The 17,054-nt window shown below is 56.1% G+C and carries 14 protein-coding genes; all 14 read right to left on the reverse strand.

All coding sequences use genetic code 11. The annotated features are described in order from the left end of the window. Positions 1-8: 8 nt before the first annotated feature. The 14 genes from purF to topA all read right to left on the reverse strand — a co-directional run bounded on the left by purF (position 9) and on the right by topA (position 16,817). Complete coding sequence (gene purF / locus ACFPLB_RS07095; RefSeq protein WP_378228670.1) at positions 9-1,478, reverse strand: amidophosphoribosyltransferase; 1,470 nt, start codon at positions 1,476-1,478, stop codon at positions 9-11. Between the two features lie 187 nt (positions 1,479-1,665). Next, entirely contained in the window at positions 1,666-2,217 is a 552-nt protein-coding gene (locus ACFPLB_RS07100; protein WP_378228671.1) for a CvpA family protein, read from the reverse strand. 30 nt (positions 2,218-2,247) lie between these two features. After that, positions 2,248-3,663 (reverse strand): DNA repair protein RadA, encoded by a 1,416-nt coding sequence (gene radA, locus ACFPLB_RS07105; protein ID WP_378228672.1) that lies wholly within the window; start codon positions 3,661-3,663, stop codon positions 2,248-2,250. A 38-nt stretch (positions 3,664-3,701) separates the two neighbouring features. Beyond that, positions 3,702-5,192 carry a replicative DNA helicase gene (locus ACFPLB_RS07110; RefSeq protein WP_378228673.1) on the reverse strand — a complete coding sequence of 497 codons (1,491 nt, stop codon included), beginning with the start codon at positions 5,190-5,192 and terminating at the stop codon, positions 3,702-3,704. A 269-nt stretch (positions 5,193-5,461) separates the two neighbouring features. Next, positions 5,462-5,785, reverse strand: coding sequence for a YnfA family protein (locus tag ACFPLB_RS07115; protein ID WP_378228674.1), 324 nt, complete (start codon positions 5,783-5,785; stop codon positions 5,462-5,464). 78 nt (positions 5,786-5,863) lie between these two features. Further along, positions 5,864-7,174: a class I SAM-dependent methyltransferase gene (locus ACFPLB_RS07120; RefSeq protein WP_378228766.1), complete on the reverse strand. Its 1,311-nt coding sequence runs from the start codon at positions 7,172-7,174 to the stop codon at positions 5,864-5,866. Between the two features lie 390 nt (positions 7,175-7,564). Continuing rightward, positions 7,565-8,140, reverse strand: a complete 576-nt coding sequence (gene rplI / locus ACFPLB_RS07125) for a 50S ribosomal protein L9 (protein ID WP_378228675.1) — start codon at positions 8,138-8,140, stop codon at positions 7,565-7,567. Between the two features lie 339 nt (positions 8,141-8,479). Then, complete coding sequence (rpsR, locus tag ACFPLB_RS07130) at positions 8,480-8,728, reverse strand: 30S ribosomal protein S18 (protein ID WP_035025637.1); 249 nt, start codon at positions 8,726-8,728, stop codon at positions 8,480-8,482. A gap of 3 nt (positions 8,729-8,731) precedes the next feature. After that, positions 8,732-9,148, reverse strand: coding sequence for a 30S ribosomal protein S6 (gene rpsF / locus ACFPLB_RS07135; protein ID WP_378228676.1), 417 nt, complete (start codon positions 9,146-9,148; stop codon positions 8,732-8,734). A 282-nt stretch (positions 9,149-9,430) separates the two neighbouring features. Further along, the gene (locus ACFPLB_RS07140) at positions 9,431-10,615 is read right to left on the reverse strand and encodes an MFS transporter (RefSeq protein WP_378228677.1); all 1,185 of its coding nucleotides are present in this window, start codon (positions 10,613-10,615) and stop codon (positions 9,431-9,433) included. Positions 10,616-10,710: 95 nt separating this feature from the next. Next, positions 10,711-11,436, reverse strand: a complete 726-nt coding sequence (locus ACFPLB_RS07145) for an NUDIX hydrolase (RefSeq protein WP_378228678.1) — start codon at positions 11,434-11,436, stop codon at positions 10,711-10,713. A gap of 12 nt (positions 11,437-11,448) precedes the next feature. Then, positions 11,449-11,892 carry a DUF983 domain-containing protein gene (locus tag ACFPLB_RS07150; protein WP_378228679.1) on the reverse strand — a complete coding sequence of 148 codons (444 nt, stop codon included), beginning with the start codon at positions 11,890-11,892 and terminating at the stop codon, positions 11,449-11,451. Between the two features lies 1 nt (position 11,893). Beyond that, entirely contained in the window at positions 11,894-14,188 is a 2,295-nt protein-coding gene (gene rnr / locus ACFPLB_RS07155) for a ribonuclease R (RefSeq protein ID WP_378228680.1), read from the reverse strand. Between the two features lie 4 nt (positions 14,189-14,192). After that, positions 14,193-16,817, reverse strand: a complete 2,625-nt coding sequence (topA, locus tag ACFPLB_RS07160; RefSeq protein ID WP_378228681.1) for a type I DNA topoisomerase — start codon at positions 16,815-16,817, stop codon at positions 14,193-14,195. Positions 16,818-17,054 lie beyond the last annotated feature (237 nt).

Below are 17,054 nucleotides of genomic sequence, written 5' to 3' on the forward strand. Positions count from 1 at the left end.
AAGAAATGTCAGGTGCCGCCTGCCGCCAGCAGTGAAAGTGTGCGCACATTATCGGTAGCTTCAAAGTCGGTCAGGCGGGTGGGATAGTTGCCGGTAAAACAGGCATCGCAAAATTGCGGCTGTTCAGAGTTACGGGTTGCTTCGCCGACGGCGCGATAAAGCCCTTCAATCGACAGGAAGCTGAGCGAATCAACACGGATGAAATCCGCCATCTCTTCCACCGACATGCGCGAGGCCAGCAGCTTTGATTTTTCAGGCGTATCCACGCCATAAAAGCAGGATGAGCGTGTCGGCGGAGAGGCGATACGCATATGAACCTCTTTAGCGCCGGCATCGCGCACCATCTGCACGATCTTCTGGCTGGTGGTGCCGCGCACAATGGAATCATCGACCAGCACGACGCGCTTGCCCTCGATCATCTGGCGGTTGGCGTTGTGCTTGAGCTTGACGCCCATATGACGGATGGAATCGCCGGGCTGAATGAAGGTGCGGCCCACATAATGGTTGCGGATGATGCCCAGTTCAAAGGGCAGGTTCGCCTCCTGGCTGAAGCCGATGGCCGCCGGTGTGCCCGAATCAGGCACCGGCACGACAAGATCTGCTTCGACCAGATTTTCGCGGGCAAGCTCTACGCCAATACGCTTGCGTATATCATAGACGTTGCGGCCCTCGACAATGGAATCAGGGCGGGCAAAATAGACATATTCAAAGATGCAGAAGCGGCTTTTCTGTTGCTCGAACGGAAACAGGCTTTCAACGCCGGAAGAGGTGATGACGACCATTTCTCCCGGTTTGACGTCACGCACAAAACGCGCACCAATAATGTCGAGTGCGCAGGTTTCGGAGGCAAGAATCCATGCGCCGTCGAGATCGCCCAGCACCAGCGGGCGAATGCCCAGCGGGTCGCGGCAGCCGATCATTTTCTTGGAGGTCAGCGCCACCAGTGAAAATGCGCCTTCCAATTGGCGGATGGCTTCGATGAAGCGTGAATTGAGATCGCGCTCCTTGCTGGTGGCCACCAGATGCAGGATGGTCTCGGTATCGGAGGTCGAGGAAAAGATTGAACCCTGCTTTTGCAAAACCCGCTGCACGGTCATGGCGTTGGTGAGGTTGCCATTATGGGCGACTGCAAAGCCGCCATCCGCCAGTTCAGCAAAAAAGGGCTGGATATTGCGCAGGCCCGCACCGCCGCTGGTGGGGTAGCGCGTATGGCCGATGGCGCGGCTGCCCTTGAGCCTGTCCAGCACATCTTGCTTGGTAAACGTGTCGCCGATCAGACCGACATGGCGTTCGATATGAAATTGCTTGCCATCAAAAGAAACAATGCCGGCAGCTTCCTGTCCGCGATGCTGGAGGGCGTGCAGGCCAAGTGTGACGATGGCTGCCGCATCCTGCCGGCCGAATATGCCAAACACCCCACATTCATCATGAAAATGGTCGTCGGCTTCAGCCATAAGCGCACCGGGTTCATTTGCCATAGATTCAAGCTCCTGAAGCATCACATCAAAAACCGGAGGTGGTTTTCAGATCATCGTGATGCCCATTCAAAGTGCTCTAGAGCGCCTTCTATGCGCCCTGCAAGGCCCGTGGCGCTCTAAAAAGGTTATATAGGGCCTCAGCAGTTGCGGAGCAATGTGGAAGTTGGTCCGTTAGGTCGCTGGCCGATCAGTTGGCACTGTCCGTAGGGGCGGCCCCTTGTGCTTCACGCTCATTCTGGAGCCGCTTCAAGATGGCGTTTTCAGGGTCTTCCGGCAGCAGGCTTTCCAGCTTTTCTCCCACCGATTCCAGCAGCGGGCGTGATTTGGCATCTGCAATCCAGTCGGGGCTGCGCTCACCGGCCAGCCAGTTGAAAAACAAAAGACCAACCGAAACCACCAGGATTCCGCGCGCGGCTCCGTAAAGGAAGCCCAGTGTCCGGTCGAGGGCGCCAATGCGGGAATCGATAATGAAATCTGCAATCTTCATGGTGATGATGGTCACCACCACCAGCGCCACCAGAAATACGATAGCGGCTGCGGCTGCCATGGCCAGTTTTTCATTGTCGATATAAGGCTGCACAAAGGGCAGGACCGGCTTGTAAAAGAAATAGGCAGCCGCCGCTGATGCAGCCCAGGAGGCGATTGACAAAACCTCGCGTGAGAAGCCGCGCACCATGGCCAGCATCGCTGAAACCAGCGTGAAGCCAATGAGAATTCCGTCAAGCAGTGTTATAGGCATGGTTTGTTTTGCCCCAATTTATGTGCTTTATCATCCGTCGTCCGGTGCATGGCTGCGGCGTGTACCGGCTATGCGTGCCACAAGATCGGCAAGTTCAGACGGTCGAAAATAATTTTCGCCCGGACTGTCTGCGTCCTCGCTGTTTCTGGCTCCTGCTGGCGGCAGCGCCGCTTTTGAAAAGCCCAGCTTCTCGGCTTCCTTCAGGCGCTGCTGTGCATGGGCAACCGGCCTGATGGCTCCCGAAAGACTGATTTCGCCGAAATAGACGCAATCGGCGGGCAGGGCAAGGCCGGTCAGAGAGGAAACCAGTGCAGCAGCAACCGCAAGATCAGCACCCGGTTCGGAAATCCGGTAGCCACCGGCAACATTGAGATAAACATCATGCTGCGAAAAGCGTACACCGCAATGGGCTTCCAATACCGCCAGCACCATGGAAAGCCGGGCATTGTCCCAGCCGACAACCGCGCGCCGCGGGGTGCCAAGCGGCGAGGGGGCAACCAGCGCCTGAATTTCGACCAGAACGGGGCGTGTGCCTTCCATTCCGGCAAAGACGGCGGCTCCGGGCGCCTTTGCATGGCGCTCGCCCAAAAACAGTTCTGAAGGATTGTCGACCTCGCGCAGGCCCTTGTCCGACATTTCAAACACGCCGATTTCGTCGGTGGGACCAAAACGGTTTTTGACGGTGCGCAAAATTCGATAATGATGGCCGCCTTCGCCTTCAAAATAAAGCACACCATCGACCATATGTTCCACCACACGTGGCCCGGCAATCTGCCCTTCCTTGGTGACATGGCCAACCAGAACAATGGCCGCGCCTGTGGATTTGGCATAGCGGATCAGCGCCTGTGCGGAGGCGCGCACCTGTGTGACGGTGCCCGGCGCAGAATCGGCAAGATCGGTCCATAAGGTCTGGATCGAATCGAGAATGACCAGATCGGGCCGTTTGCCATCGGCAATGGTTGCCAAAATATCTTCGACATTGGTTTCAGCCGCCAGTTCAACCGGTGTATGGGCGACCCCCAGCCGCTGGGCGCGCAGCCTGATCTGGGCCACCGCCTCTTCGCCCGAGACATAGACGATGCGATGACCCTGACTGGCAAGGGCAGCGGCCGCCTGTGTCAGCAGTGTGGATTTGCCAATGCCCGGATCACCGCCAACCAGCAGGGCCGAGCCGCGCACAAAGCCGCCGCCAGTGGCGCGGTCAAGTTCGCTGATGCCGGAAATGATGCGCGGAGCATCTTCAATGTCGCCAGCCAGCGAGGTCAGCGCTACGGCGCGGCCCTTGCGGGAACTGCGCAAAGAGGCGGGGCCCGCGCCAATACCGCTGGCCGTGCCATCTTCAATCAGCGTGTTCCATTCACCGCAGGAATCGCATTTTCCCGCCCAGCGCTGATGCGCTGCGCCGCAATTCTGGCAAATGAACTGGGTGCGAGGCGCCTTAGCCATGGCTGCACAGGATCAGGCTGGGGAGGTGCAACAAGGGCTTACTCAAACCTTTCCGGCAAATGGCCTTCCTCGGCCAGATCGTAAAAGCGGGTGAACTGCCCTTCAAAGCCGAGTTGGACGGTGCCGGTCGGGCCATGGCGCTGCTTGGCGATGATGACTTCGGCCTTGCCGCGTGCATCATTCATCATGCCTTCCCATTTGATATAGTCGTCCGTACCCGGCTTTGGCTCCTGATTTTTCAGGTAATATTCTTCACGATACACAAAAATCACAACGTCGGCATCCTGCTCGATCGAGCCGGATTCGCGAAGGTCGGAAAGTTGCGGGCGCTTGTCGTCGCGGCTTTCAACCTGACGTGAAAGCTGCGACAGCGCGATGATGGGTGTGTTCAGTTCTTTTGCCAGCGCTTTCAGCCCGGTGGTGATTTCGGTGATTTCCTGCACACGCCCCTGGCTGGCCTTGGCTGAAGAGCCCTGCATGAGCTGGATATAGTCGATGATGATGACATCAAGCCCGCGCTGGCGCTTGAGGCGACGGGCGCGTGCGGCAAGCTGGGCAATGGAAATGCCACCAGTGGAATCGATGAACAGCGGAATGCGCTGCAGCGTCTGGGTGCAGTGCACGAGCTTGTCGAAATCGGCTTCGGTCAGATCGCCGCGCCGGATTTTTGAGGAGGGAACTTCCGCCTGCTCGGAAATGATGCGGGTTGCAAGCTGTTCAGCCGACATTTCAAGGGAGAAAAAGCCGATAACACCGCCATTTCTGGCCTTGAATGTGTCATCGGCCTGTTGTTCCGGCTCATAAGCGTGGGCAATGTTGAAAGCGATATTGGTGACAAGCGAGGTCTTGCCCATGCCCGGACGGCCAGCCAGCACGATCAGGTCAGACTGTTGCAGGCCGCCCATGCGCTTGTCGAGATCGCGCAGGCCCGTGGCAATGCCCGACAGGCCGCCATCGCGCATATAGGCCGCACTGGCCATGTCGATGGCGGTTTTCAGCGCGGTTGAAAAATCTTCAAACCCACCATCGTAGCGGCCCGTCTCGGCCAACTCGAACAACCGCCGCTCGGCCTCTTCAATCTGGGCTGATGGTGACATGTCAACGGGTGCATCATAAGCGACATTGACCATATCCTCGCCAACCGTGATGAGGGAGCGGCGGGTGGCCAGATCATAAATGGCGCGACCATAATCGGCGGCATTGATGACGGTGACAGCTTCTGCGGCAAGGCGGGCCAGATATTGTCCCACGGTCATGTCGCCCACCTTGGCATCGGCAGGCAGAAAGGTTTTCATGGTGACCGGATTGGCCATCTTGCCCATGCGGATGAGGTCCGAAGCCACTTCAAAAATCTTGCGATGCAGCGGCTCGTAAAAATGACTGGCCTTGAGGAAGTCCGAAACGCGGTAAAAGGCGTCATTATTGACCAGCAATGCACCCAGAAGCGCTTGCTCGGCCTCAATATTGTTGGGCGCCTCGCGGTAAAGCGGCGTTTCTGTCGTTGCCAGCCTGTGTACTGCCTCTGCCATGATTCCCTCGGATTTCCGCTACCCTTGGTTAGCAGACCGCATGCATCTTGAGCAGGTATTGCGCTTATAATGTACCCGCTGCACCCATGATTCACAGCCCCTTCATGTCATCCACAAGAGGATGATGGTTGCGAGCCTTTTTTAGCCAAACAGAATTGACTCCTGAAATTCAGCCTCGAATCGCAATGATGTTTGCTGAACATATCAGGAACATTGTTTGTCTTCACTCAGAAAATAAATCGTCCCGGTTCAGGCATCGGTTTAGTTTTTTAAACCCCACGCGGCCCAAGCAGGATGAGGGATGCTCCGGCAAGACAGATTGCAGCCCCCATAAGGTCCCATTTATCGGGGCGCAGACCTTCGGCAAACCACAGCCAGCCAAGTGAGGCGACAATATAAATGCCACCATAGGCGGCATAGATGCGCCCTGCGGCAACACTGTCCACTTGCGCCAGCAGCCAGGCAAACAGGATAAGTGACATCAGGCCCGGAACCAGCCACAGGGCTGATTTGCCAAGCCGCCACCATGCAAAAAAGGCAAAGCAGCCGGCAATTTCAGCCAGGGCTGCTGCGCTGTAAATCAGATAGACCATTTTTGCTTCCTGCCGATCCCTGAGAGGTTTAAAGCCCGTATGGTCCGGGGCTGGCAAGCCTGATTGCAAGAATGCGCGTCATGATTTTCCGGTAATTTTGCCGCGTCGGGGTTTGGATGTTTTTATGGGCGCGGGCTGGTCTTGCAGGTTTTTTGGGTCATGCGCAGTTTCAGAGGCCTGCAGTTTTTTCTCACATTCAAAAATATAGTCGCGGGTGATTGGCAGTGCGTCGTTCTTGTGGGTCAGCTGTATTTGAAAATTCACCAGATCCTGCCAGCGAAATGAGGCTTCCGAGCCTGACAGGTAAAATTCCCACATGCGGCAGAAGCGTTCATCATAGATTTCCTTGACCTTGTCGCGATTGGCCAGAAAGCGTTCACGCCAGTGTTTCAGCGTTTCGGCGTAATGCAGCCGCAGGATTTCGATATCGGTGATGGCAAGTCCGGCTTTTTCAATTGCGGGCATGATTTCTGAAAGGGCCGGAATATAACCGCCGGGGAAAATATGCTTGCGGATGAAGGCATTGGTGGTGGTGGGCGGTGCTGTGCGGCCAATTGTGTGCATCAGCATCACCCCGTCAGGTTTCAAAAGCGTGGCGCATTTGTCGAAAAAAGTCTGATATTGGGTGACGCCGACATGCTCAAACATGCCAACCGAAACAATGCGGTCAAAGCGCTCTGACAGGTCGCGATAGTCGCGGATTTCAAAGTGGACATTGTGTTCCAGCCCCTCTGCCTGGGCGCGTTCGCTTGCAAGCTGATGCTGTTCACTGGAAAGGGTCACGCCCAGCACGTGAACCTCAAAAGCCCGGGCAATATAAAGGGCCATGCCGCCCCAGCCACAGCCAATATCGAGCACATTCTGGCCGGGCCTGATATTCATCTTGGCCGCGATGTGCCGCTTCTTGGCAAGCTGGGCTTCATCCAGCCCCATGTCGGGGCGCTCGAAATAGGCGCAGGAATATTGCATGTCCTCGTCGAGGAAGAGTTTGTACAATTCGCCAGACAGGTCATAGTGATGCTCGACGTTCTTCTTTGAGCGTCGATGTGTGTTGAGTTGCTGCAAGGGTCTGAAGGCAAGGCGGGCGGTGTTGAGCAGCTTGCCCCAGTTTGAATCGGTCCAGCTAATGCCCATGTTTTGATAGGCCAGATGCAGAAAACTTAACACATCGCCTTCAACAAAGTCGAGTTCCTGTTCCATGAAGGCTTCGGGAATAGCCAGTGAAGGGTGCAGGGCAATGGCGCGTTCCGCGCGGCTGGTGTGAATAACAATATGGGTTTTGTCGCCGCTGCCGTCGCCGAAAGTGCGGGTGGCGCCTTTCGGCCCTGTCACCGTAAGATTGCCGGTATGAATAATTTTTTCGATCAGATGTTGCAGTAACATATTCATCATCAACCTCGTGCCTGCACAGGTCCGGATAAGGGCCGGAGCATTGTGTGCGCAAAAGCTGGATCATCCGGCGTCGCACAAATGCGGCTAAAACAAGAGCTTAAAGCATTTTGGCTATTTCCCGATAAACAGGAAATTCTCTAATCTTGCAGAAATCTGAACGGTTTGAAAAGTTCCATTTTAACATAAAAAACCCGGGCCTTGGCCCGGGTTCTGATTTTTGAGAGCGTTTTGTCAGTGCAGATAGATCGTCTAAGTGCAAAATGCTTGAGCAGCGGGCGTTCTGACGAACGCAGCTTCCGCTGCTCCAGCTTCTTTTTCTTGCCGCATTGTTGCGACGTCAGATGATTCTATCTGTACTCACAAAATGCTTGGGCAGAGGAGGTAAAATTATGCCTCTTCCTCACCCTCTTCATTCGGATCGAAGAAATTGTCAGGGCGGGCGTTTTCATTGATGTCATCGCCATAAATGGCTTCGGCAGTCGTCAGCGTCTCGCCGCGTTGCTGACGTTCAGCTTCATCGGTTGAACGGGCAATATTGAGCGTGATCGTGACTTCCACTTCCGGGTGGAGCGCAATGGCGATGTTGGTCAGGCCGATGGTCTTGATCGGGTGGTTGAGTTCAACCTGATTGCGGGAAAGGTTAAAACCTTCTTCGGTCAGGATGTCGGCAATGTCACGGGTCGAGACCGAACCATAAAGCTGGCCGGTTTCACCAGCCGAGCGCACGACGATGAAGGTGGTGCCGTCAAGCTTTTCAGCAACAGCTTGGGCTTCCGACTTGCGCTCCAGATTGCGGGCCTCAAGCTGGGCGCGCTGGCTTTCAAATTTGAGCTTGTTGGCTTCATTGGCGCGCAAGGCCTTGCCTGCGGGCAGCAGGAAATTGCGGGCAAAACCATCCTTGACGCGGACAGTGTCGCCCATCTGGCCAAGGCGTGCGATGCGTTCGAGAAGAATGACTTCCATGTTCTTGTCCTTTTTCATGACCTTGGAGTGGCAGGTCAGCCATTGTGGCAAAGGGACAGTCAGGAAAGCGGGTGGCGTTTTATGTGCCTTGTTTGCTGTCCTGCCCGTCCTGGGCAGTTAGGGACCAAAATGGACCCAACCCGGGTTTTTTTTAAAAAACCACAACCGTGCCCGTCACGATTGGGCAGAGCGGATGACAAAATCACCCGCTCTGAATTCTTGTCTTAGCCGCATGATCTTATCTGAAAAACCTGCAACTTTTCCAGGATCATGCTCCAAGCTCTTGTTTGAGCCGCATGATCTTGTCTGAAAAGTCTACAACTTTTCCAGGATCATGCTTTAGCGCACCAGATAAGGCAGCAGGCCGAGGAAACGGGCGCGCTTGATTGCCTTGGCAAGCTCACGCTGCTTCTTCTGGCTGACGGCGGTGATACGCGAAGGAACGATCTTGCCGCGCTCGGAAATATAGCGCTGCAGCAGACGCACATCCTTGTAGTCGATCTTCGGAGCATTGGCGCCGGAGAACGGGCAGGTCTTGCGGCGACGATGGAAAGGGCGCCGGGTCGGGATCTGGTTGATGTCGACCATTGCTTATTCTCCTTCGCTTTCGCGCGGACGACGCGGGCCACGATCGCGGTCACCGAAACGGGGACGGTCACCGAAATTGCCGCGCTCGGCGCGCTCTTCGCGCTTCTGCATCATGGCGGAAGCACCTTCTTCATGCTTCTCGACCTTGATGGTCATGAAGCGCAGAATGTCTTCCGACAGGCCCATCTGACGTTCCATTTCCTTGAGCGCCGCCGGGGGGCAGTCAAGGTCCATGAGCGTGTAATAAGCCTTGCGATTCTTGTTGATGCGGTAGGTCAGGGATTTCAGTCCCCAGTTCTCGACCCGGCCAACCGATCCACTGCCTTCGGTGATGATGCCCTTGAAACGTTCAACGAGCTCATCGACCTGCTGCTGTGACAGATCCTGCCGGGCAAGAAACACATGTTCGTAAAGAGCCATTGTCTTGCCTTTCTTCGTTTCTCTGACCGGTTCCCGACGGCTAAAGCCTCTGCAACTTCTCCTGATCCGCTAAAAGCCCGATTAAGGAAAGCGGAGAAGAAAGGCGCAACAGACGAGACGGTCGAGAGCGGAGACACGGGAGGCAAAAGCGCTTCAGGCTTCCTGTCGCGGAAATTTTTAAAAAAATTCCACGGCCCTCCGTTCAGCCCCCAATCGGGACCGGCAGATTGAGGGGTCTATATAGCAAAGACGCTAAAACACAACCCCTTTACAGCCAGGTTTTCATCCCTTTCGCCCTTTGAACAGCAAGCGGCCAATGGCCAGCAGCATATAGGCGCCAAAGAACATGGCCAGTGACCAGCCAAAACCGAGCGGGCCAAACAGATCCATGCCAATGCCGATGGCCTGGGGGCCAAGCACCATGCCAATGCCATAGCACAAGACAAAAGCGGCATTGGCCGATGCCAGTTCATGGCCTGAAAGCTGGGAGCCAAGATGGGCAAGACCTACCGTATAAAGGGCTGCCACCACGCCGCCCCACAAAAACAGCAGAGCGGCCATCAAATGCCAGTTCTGGGCAAACAGCGGCATGAAGGCGGTTCCCATCAGCCCGACACTGGCGCAAAGCAACAGCAGATAGCGACGGTCGGAAACCCTGTCGCTGATCATGCCGATGGGAATTTGCATCATGACATTGCCAAGGCCGATCATGGTCAGAAGAAGGGCGGCATCGGCTTCCGAATAGCCTATTCTGTTGCCATAGACCGGAAACAGCGCAAAGCCACCGGTCTCGACCGCGCCAAAGACCAGAACGGCGGCAGTTGCAGTCGGGACCAGCCAGATATAACGCAAGAACCCGCTTTTGCTTGTGCTGCTCATGTGGATTTTCGGACTTTCCTGACGGGCTGCCATAATGGGAATGGCGGCAATCACAACCAGGGCGACAGTTGCACCAAAGGGCAGAAATCCGGCGCTGCCAAATTTGGAAAACAGCCAGGGACCGGCGGCAAAGCCAAGTGATAAAACCGTGGCGTAGATGCCAAGAACCAGCCCGCGCCGCTGTGGCGGAGCCGATGTGCTGATCCAGAATTCCGACAGGATAAACAGCACGGTCAGCGCAATATGCAGCGCAACACGCAGTGGAAACCACATCCAGAAAGCCGGTGCAAAATAAAAGCCGACAAAGGCGAGTGCGCCAATCAGGTTCATGGCCAGCATGGTGCGAACCACACCAAAGCGCACGGCAAGCGGTGTCGCCATCGGGGCGGCTGCAATGGAGGCAAGGCCTGCAGTGGCCGTATTCAGGCCGATCATTGTGGCTGAATGACCGCGCGTTTCCAAAATGACAGACAGCAGCGGCATTCCAAGACCGATGGCGATGCCGACCACGCTGATGGCTGCAATGGCTGCCGCCATTGACAATATCTGTATCTTTTCTGCGGCATGAATTTCAGCGTGCTGGCTCATGATGCCGAGGCCCGGGAGATGAAGGTCACTTTACAAACATTTCCTGACAAGAATTTCAATAAAAGCACCCTGCATCCCGATTATATGCATCCCGATCATAAAAGAGTGCGAATAGTGCAATTGTTAAGCGATTGATAGAACGGCACCGGCCCGCCGGGTGCAAGATCAGGGTCGCAGGCAAGCCGCATCTGAATATCTTTCAAAATGGTGCGGGTAATCATGGCAAGGTCGAGCTGTAATGCCTGATCAAATGTTAGCCATAGCAGGTCTTCCAGCTCATTGCTGGGGCCGCCTTGTGGCAGTTCGACAGCTATGCTGTCGCGAAAACCGGCAAAAAACCTTGTATCGAACCGGCGAGCCCAGCCCGGTGGCGTGATGGCGCGCGCCACAAAGCGCAAATTATGCAGTGATGGGATAACGCCATGTTCGGCAAAGCCTTGCCAGTCTGGCCGGGTGAAGGAGAAAGCCCCCTTGTTACCGACCAAAAAACCGGCTTCTTCATAAGTTTCACGAATGGCCGAAAGGGCAATGGCGCGGGCAGGCGTGGTGCGGGTCACATGCGCTGACAGCTTGGCTTCTTCGTAAGGATGCAGCCCTTTTGCGACGGGCACATGCCCGTCACCGGGATCGGTGCGACCGCCAGGGAAAACAAATTTTCCGGGCATGAACACATGGCCTGAATGGCGCCGCCCCATTAAAACCTTGAAATCCTTGCCCTGCCGATCCACCAGAATGAGGGTCGCAGCATCACATGGCTGTAAAGATGGCGCTGTTGGTGTCACCGGGGCGCTGTGTGCCTGATCTGCACCTGCCTTAAACATGGCCGGGCGGGCCTATGGCTCTAAAAAAGCCTCCGGTTCATCCGCCTTGTCGCCGAAACCGTGCATGTAGAGCGCCCATTGCAGGCCAATGACGGCTCCCTTGATCGGCTGAAGCAGGACCAGGGCAAGAATAAGGGTCAGCGGTATCCAGACGGTGATATGCAGCCACATCGGCCAGAAATAATTCATTTCGATCATCATGAAACCGGCAACGACGATATGGCCGACCACGACAATATCAAGATAGGCAGGCAGATCGTCGGCGCGGTGATGATTGATCTCTTCATCGCATACCGAACATTTGTCGACGGATTTGACGAAGGCGCGAAAAAGCTTGCCTTCATTGCAATTGGGGCAGCGGCCCAGAAGTCCGCGCTTCATGGCTTCACCCACAGGTCTTTCCGGCCTTGAGGTTTTTTGCGCAGCGCCACCAAAAACCTGCTGTTCAGTGCTCATGTCATCGTCTCCTGCCGCGCGGATGCGGTCGATTCTTTGCGGCGCGGCTGCGGCCTTTATGGTATGAACGGGTGGAGCCGGGAAGCGGCTTTGGCTCGCTCAACATTTCAAAGCGCATCGCTCCGGCCATGGGGGCTACCTCAAGCAGGCGGACCTCGACATGGTCTGCAAGCTGATAGCCTTTTCCACTTCGTTCTCCAAACAGCGAGCGCGCCGTTTCATCAAACAGATAATAGTCCCCTCCCAGGGACGATACCGGAATAAAACCATCGGCGCCAAATTGTGGCAACTGGACAAAAAGTCCAGCCTTGGTGACGCCTGAAATCCGCGCCTGAAAATCTTCATTCACACGATCAGCCAGATGTATGGCAATGAGCCGGTCAACCGTTTCGCGCTCTGCCGCCATGGCGCGCCGCTCTGCTTCGGAAATTAATAGTGCGGTTTCGGCAAGCTGTGCTTCTTCATCACCGGTCAGGCCACCTTGCCCAAGGCCGAGCGCTGCAATCAGCGCCCGATGGATGATCAGATCGGCATAGCGGCGGATCGGCGAGGTGAAATGCGCATAGCGTTTCAGGTTGAGGCCAAAATGGCCAATATTGTCGGGGGTATATTGGGCCTGGCTTTGGGTGCGCAAAACCACTTCATTGACCAGCGCATCCTCGTCGGTGCCGCGCACACGCGCCAATATGCCGTTGAACTGGGAGGGGCGCATCTGTGCGCCACGCGCCAGTGAAAGCCCGATGCTTTGCAAAAATTCACGCAATATCTCTTGCTTGGCAAGGGTTGGGCCATCATGCGTCCGATAAATAAGCGGTTGCTTCTTGCCCTCCAGCGTCTCGGCAGCGGCCACATTGGCCTGAATCATGAATTCTTCGATCAGCCTGTGCGCATCGAGACGATCCGGCACAATCACGCGATCGACCATGCCATCTTTTTTTAGCAGGATCTTGCGCTCGGGCAGGTCGAGTTCCAGCGGTTCGCGCTGGTCGCGTCCGCGCTTGAGCGCGCCATAGGCCTGCCATAGCGGTTTCAAAACCGTTTCAAGCAAGGGTGCGGTCTTGTCATCTGGAAAACCGTCAATGGCAGCCTGCGCCTGATCGTAGGAAAGTCTGGCTGCTGACTTCATCATCACCCGGTGAAAGGAATGGCGCAATTTGCGCCCCTGTGCCGTAAACGTCATGCGAACCGCTATTGCCGGCCGGTCCTCACCCTCACGCAGCGAGCACAGATCATTGGAAATGCGCTCTGGCAGCATCGGCACCACCCGGTCGGGGAAATAGACCGAATTGCCGCGCTTTAATGCCTCGCGATCCAGAGCCGAGCCCGGCCCCACATAGGCTGCAACATCGGCAATGGCGACACTTACGATGACACCGCCGGGGTTTTTCTCATCCGGGTCTGGTTCGGCAAACACCGCATCATCATGGTCTTTGGCGTCTGCGGGGTCGATGGTGACCAGCAGGATATTGCGCCAATCCTCGCGCTTGCCCGCCTCTACAGGCTTGAGGGCTTGTGTGTCTGTCAGCACCTGCTGCGGGAAAATATAGGGAATATCATGGGCGTGGATGGCGATCATCGAGATCGCCTTCTCATTGAGCGGTGAGCCAAGAACGGAAATCACCCTGGCTTTGGGCAGGCCATAGCGCGGAGTGCGTGAAGGCTCGACCTCGACCAGATCGCCATTTTGTGCGCCGTTGCGAAATTCCTTGTCGACGATCAGTTCGGGTTGTCGCCGCTCCACCGGTTCGATGCGGAAACTGCCATCGTCAAGTGTGCGGAAAATGCCAAGCGCTGCCTGTGTACGCTTTTCAAATATCTTGATGACCCGCGCCGTATAGGCTGGCCCCTCATCCTTGCCGGTGGCAAAAGTCTTGGCCAGAACCCTGTCGCCGATGCCGGGGGCCGGGCCATTGCGGGCAGGGCGGATGAAAACAACAGGGGCAGGGGCGTCGTCGTCCTGCTCGGCCGGGCGCGCCAGCAAGCCGCCATCATCGTCGCGGGTGAATATGTCGAGAACTGTAATGGTCGGCAAATTTCCGGGGCGTAAAAGCCGCTTGCGCTTTTTCTCCAAAAGACCCTCATCCTGAAGGACACGCAGCAGGTCTTTGAGCCAAATCCGGTCCTGGCCACGCAAGCCAAAGGCCTTGGCAATTTCACGCTTGCCCGAATGATCGGGATTTTCGGTGATATAGCGCAGGACCTCATCGCGTGAGGGGCGATATTGATCCTGCGTTCCACGCCGTGTATCGCCCGTGCGCGGATCGCCGTGGCTGCGTCCGGAGATCCTGCGCGCCAAAAGCCTATTCCTTCTTTGCGGCAGTTTTCTTCACTGCCGTTTTCTTGGGTGTTTTCTTTGCCGTGGCTGTCTTTTTGGCAGGGGCCTTGCGTGTCGTCTTTTTGGCGCCGCCCTTGGCTTCCTTTTCCACAATCAGAACAAGTGCCTCATCTAAAGTTACCGATTGAGGGTCTTTGCCCTTGGGCAAGGTTGCATTGATCTTGCCGAAATTGACGTAAGGGCCATAGCGGCCGTCGCGAACGATGATTTTGCCACCGCCATCGGGGTGGTCGCCAAGCTCTTTCAGTGCTGCAACTGTGGCGCCACGCCCACCGCGACCCTTGGCCTGCTTTTCAGCCAGAACCGTGACGGCCCGATTAAGCCCGATGGTGAACACATCCTCGATGGATTCGACATTGGCATAGGTTCCCTCATGCAACACAAAGGGGCCATAGCGGCCAAGGCCTGCCGTAATCATCTTGCCTGATTCGGGATGGCTGCCGACATCGCGGGGAAGCGACAACAGCGCCAGCGCCTTTTCCAGATCAATCGAGCCGGGGGTCCAGCCCCTGGGCAGGCTGGAACGTTTTGCTTCCTTGCCCTCGCCGCGCTGGACATAGGGCCCGAAACGACCGGTGCGCAGGGTAATTTCTTCCTCGCTGTCGGGGTCGTGGCCCAACACCTTGTTGCCATTATCTGTGCTGCCAGCGTCTGCGTCGCCCTCGCCACCTTCACCGAACTGGCGGGTAAAGCCACATTCGGGATAGTTCGAGCAGCCGACAAAAGCGCCATAGCGGCCAAGTTTCAGGGACAGGTTGCCGGTGCCGCAGCGCGGGCAGATGCGTGGGTCAGAGCCATCTTCGCGCTCGGGAAACAATAGGGGTGCCAGATCGTCATTGAGCGCATCAATAACGTCTGAAACCCGCAATTCCTTGATGTCATCGACCGAAGCCGAAAAATCGGTCCAGAAATCGCGCAGCACGTCTTTCCAGTTGAGCTTGCCGTCGGAAATCTCGTCAAGCTTTCCTTCCAGCGAGGCGGTAAAGTCATATTCGACATATTTGTCAAAAAAGCTTTCCAGAAAGGCAATGACGATGCGGCCCTTGGATTGCGGAGTCAGGCGGCGCTTGTCGATGGTGACATAGTCGCGATCTTCCAGCGTTTTCAGCGTTGCCGCATAGGTGGAAGGGCGACCAATGCCCAGTTCTTCCATTTTCTTGATCAGCGCTGCTTCCGAATAGCGCGGGGGTGGCTCGGTTGTGTGCTGGGTGGCGTTGATTGTCTGGCGCGCCAGTTCTTCACCGGAGAGGATTTCCGGCAGGCGACGGTTATCTTCGTCGCCTGCGCTTTCTTCTTGATGATCCATATAGGCGGCAATGAAACCATCAAAGCGAATGACGGAACCGACGGCGCGCAAATTGGCATTTTGTGTGCCATTTCTGGCTTCGATCTCCACCGTGGTGCGCTCGATTTCAGCCGGATTCATCTGGCTGGAAATGGCGCGTTTCCAGATCAGCTCATAAAGGCGCGCCTGATCGGCATCCAGATATTGCCGCACCGAGGCCGGGGTGCGGAAAAAATCGGTGGGCCGAATGGCCTCGTGCGCCTCTTGCGCATTCTTGGCTTTGGTTGTGTAAAAACGCGGCTTTTCAGGCAGGTATTTGTCACCAAATTCCTTGCCAATGGCCGCGCGCGCTGCTGAAATGGCTTCTGGCGCCATCTGTACGCCATCGGTGCGCATATAGGTGATGAGGCCGGCTGTTTCGCCGCCAACATTCATGCCTTCATAAAGGCGCTGCGCCACCTGCATGGTGCGGCTGGCCGAAAAACCAAGCCGTGACGAGGCCGCCTGCTGCAAGGTCGAGGTGGTAAAGGGGGGGGCAGGGTTGCGTTTTGTCGGTTTGGCTTCGACAGAAAGCGCATGAAAACTGGCGCCTTCCAGCATTTTCTTGATGCTGTCGGCCTGTTCCTTGTTCTTGATGTCGAGCTTTTGCAGCCTTTTGCCTTCATAGGCAGTCAGCCTAGCCTCAAAGCTTTCCTTGCGCGGTGTGTCGAGAATGGCGGCAATGTTCCAGTATTCCTCGCGCACAAAACGCTCGATTTCGGCTTCGCGGTCGCAAACCAGACGCAGCGCAACCGATTGCACCCGGCCGGCAGAGCGCGCACCGGGCAGCTTGCGCCACAGAACCGGTGATAGCGTAAAGCCGACAAGATAGTCGAGAGCGCGGCGCGCCAGATAGGCATCGACCAGCGGCACATCGATTTCACGAGGCTCGGCCATTGCATCGAGCACCGATTTCTTGGTGATGGCATTAAACACCACCCGGCTGACAGGCTTGTCCTTGAGCAGTTTTTTGGCGCGCAAAACCTCCAGCACATGCCAGGAAATCGCCTCTCCCTCGCGGTCGGGGTCAGTGGCGAGAATCAGTCGGTCGGCCTCCTTGAGCGCCTTGGCAATGTCAGAAAGACGTTTGGAAGATGCGCTGTCGACCGTCCACGACATGGAAAAATCCTCGTCGGGGCGCACTGAGCCATCCTTGGCCGGAAGATCGCGGACGTGACCAAAGGAAGCCAGAACCTTATAGTTACGTCCCAGATATTCATTGATTGTTTTCGCTTTGGCCGGCGATTCAACGACAACTACGTCCATATTTACCGTACATTCTGGGTTGCAAGCGTAAAGTAGCCGCCCAACCTGCAATAAAAAACTCTTCCCCCGTCAAATGGCCGTGCTTTCGCGTTCGGTCAAGAGGCAGGCCCTTAAAGCTGGTTGAAACCGACTGCAACCACAAGGGGGCTATGAATTTTAATTGCTCGCTTTAGTATATGTGTGGCATAGTCGGTAAATGAAGTAACAGCCTGAGGGCGGGCTGGTTGTTCAGAACTG

This window comes from Aquamicrobium segne, assembly GCF_042656785.1.
Classification (GTDB): Bacteria; Pseudomonadota; Alphaproteobacteria; order Rhizobiales; family Rhizobiaceae; genus Mesorhizobium; species Mesorhizobium segne.

Coding starts and splice junctions, on each gene's coding strand:
- rplI (WP_378228675.1), bottom strand. CDS start 8,140: ATGGAAGTCATTCTTCTCGAACGCATCGCACGCCTTGGCCAGATGGGC.
- ACFPLB_RS07150 (WP_378228679.1), bottom strand. CDS start 11,892: ATGAGCACTGAACAGCAGGTTTTTGGTGGCGCTGCGCAAAAAACCTCA.
- radA (WP_378228672.1), bottom strand. CDS start 3,663: ATGGCTAAGGCGCCTCGCACCCAGTTCATTTGCCAGAATTGCGGCGCA.
- rpsF (WP_378228676.1), bottom strand. CDS start 9,148: ATGGCTCTTTACGAACATGTGTTTCTTGCCCGGCAGGATCTGTCACAG.
- ACFPLB_RS07140 (WP_378228677.1), bottom strand. CDS start 10,615: ATGAGCCAGCACGCTGAAATTCATGCCGCAGAAAAGATACAGATATTG.
- ACFPLB_RS07120 (WP_378228766.1), bottom strand. CDS start 7,174: ATGAATATGTTACTGCAACATCTGATCGAAAAAATTATTCATACCGGC.
- ACFPLB_RS07115 (WP_378228674.1), bottom strand. CDS start 5,785: ATGGTCTATCTGATTTACAGCGCAGCAGCCCTGGCTGAAATTGCCGGC.
- ACFPLB_RS07145 (WP_378228678.1), bottom strand. CDS start 11,436: ATGTTTAAGGCAGGTGCAGATCAGGCACACAGCGCCCCGGTGACACCA.
- ACFPLB_RS07110 (WP_378228673.1), bottom strand. CDS start 5,192: ATGGCAGAGGCAGTACACAGGCTGGCAACGACAGAAACGCCGCTTTAC.
- purF (WP_378228670.1), bottom strand. CDS start 1,478: ATGGCAAATGAACCCGGTGCGCTTATGGCTGAAGCCGACGACCATTTT.
- ACFPLB_RS07100 (WP_378228671.1), bottom strand. CDS start 2,217: ATGCCTATAACACTGCTTGACGGAATTCTCATTGGCTTCACGCTGGTT.
- rpsR (WP_035025637.1), bottom strand. CDS start 8,728: ATGGTCGACATCAACCAGATCCCGACCCGGCGCCCTTTCCATCGTCGC.
- topA (WP_378228681.1), bottom strand. CDS start 16,817: ATGGACGTAGTTGTCGTTGAATCGCCGGCCAAAGCGAAAACAATCAAT.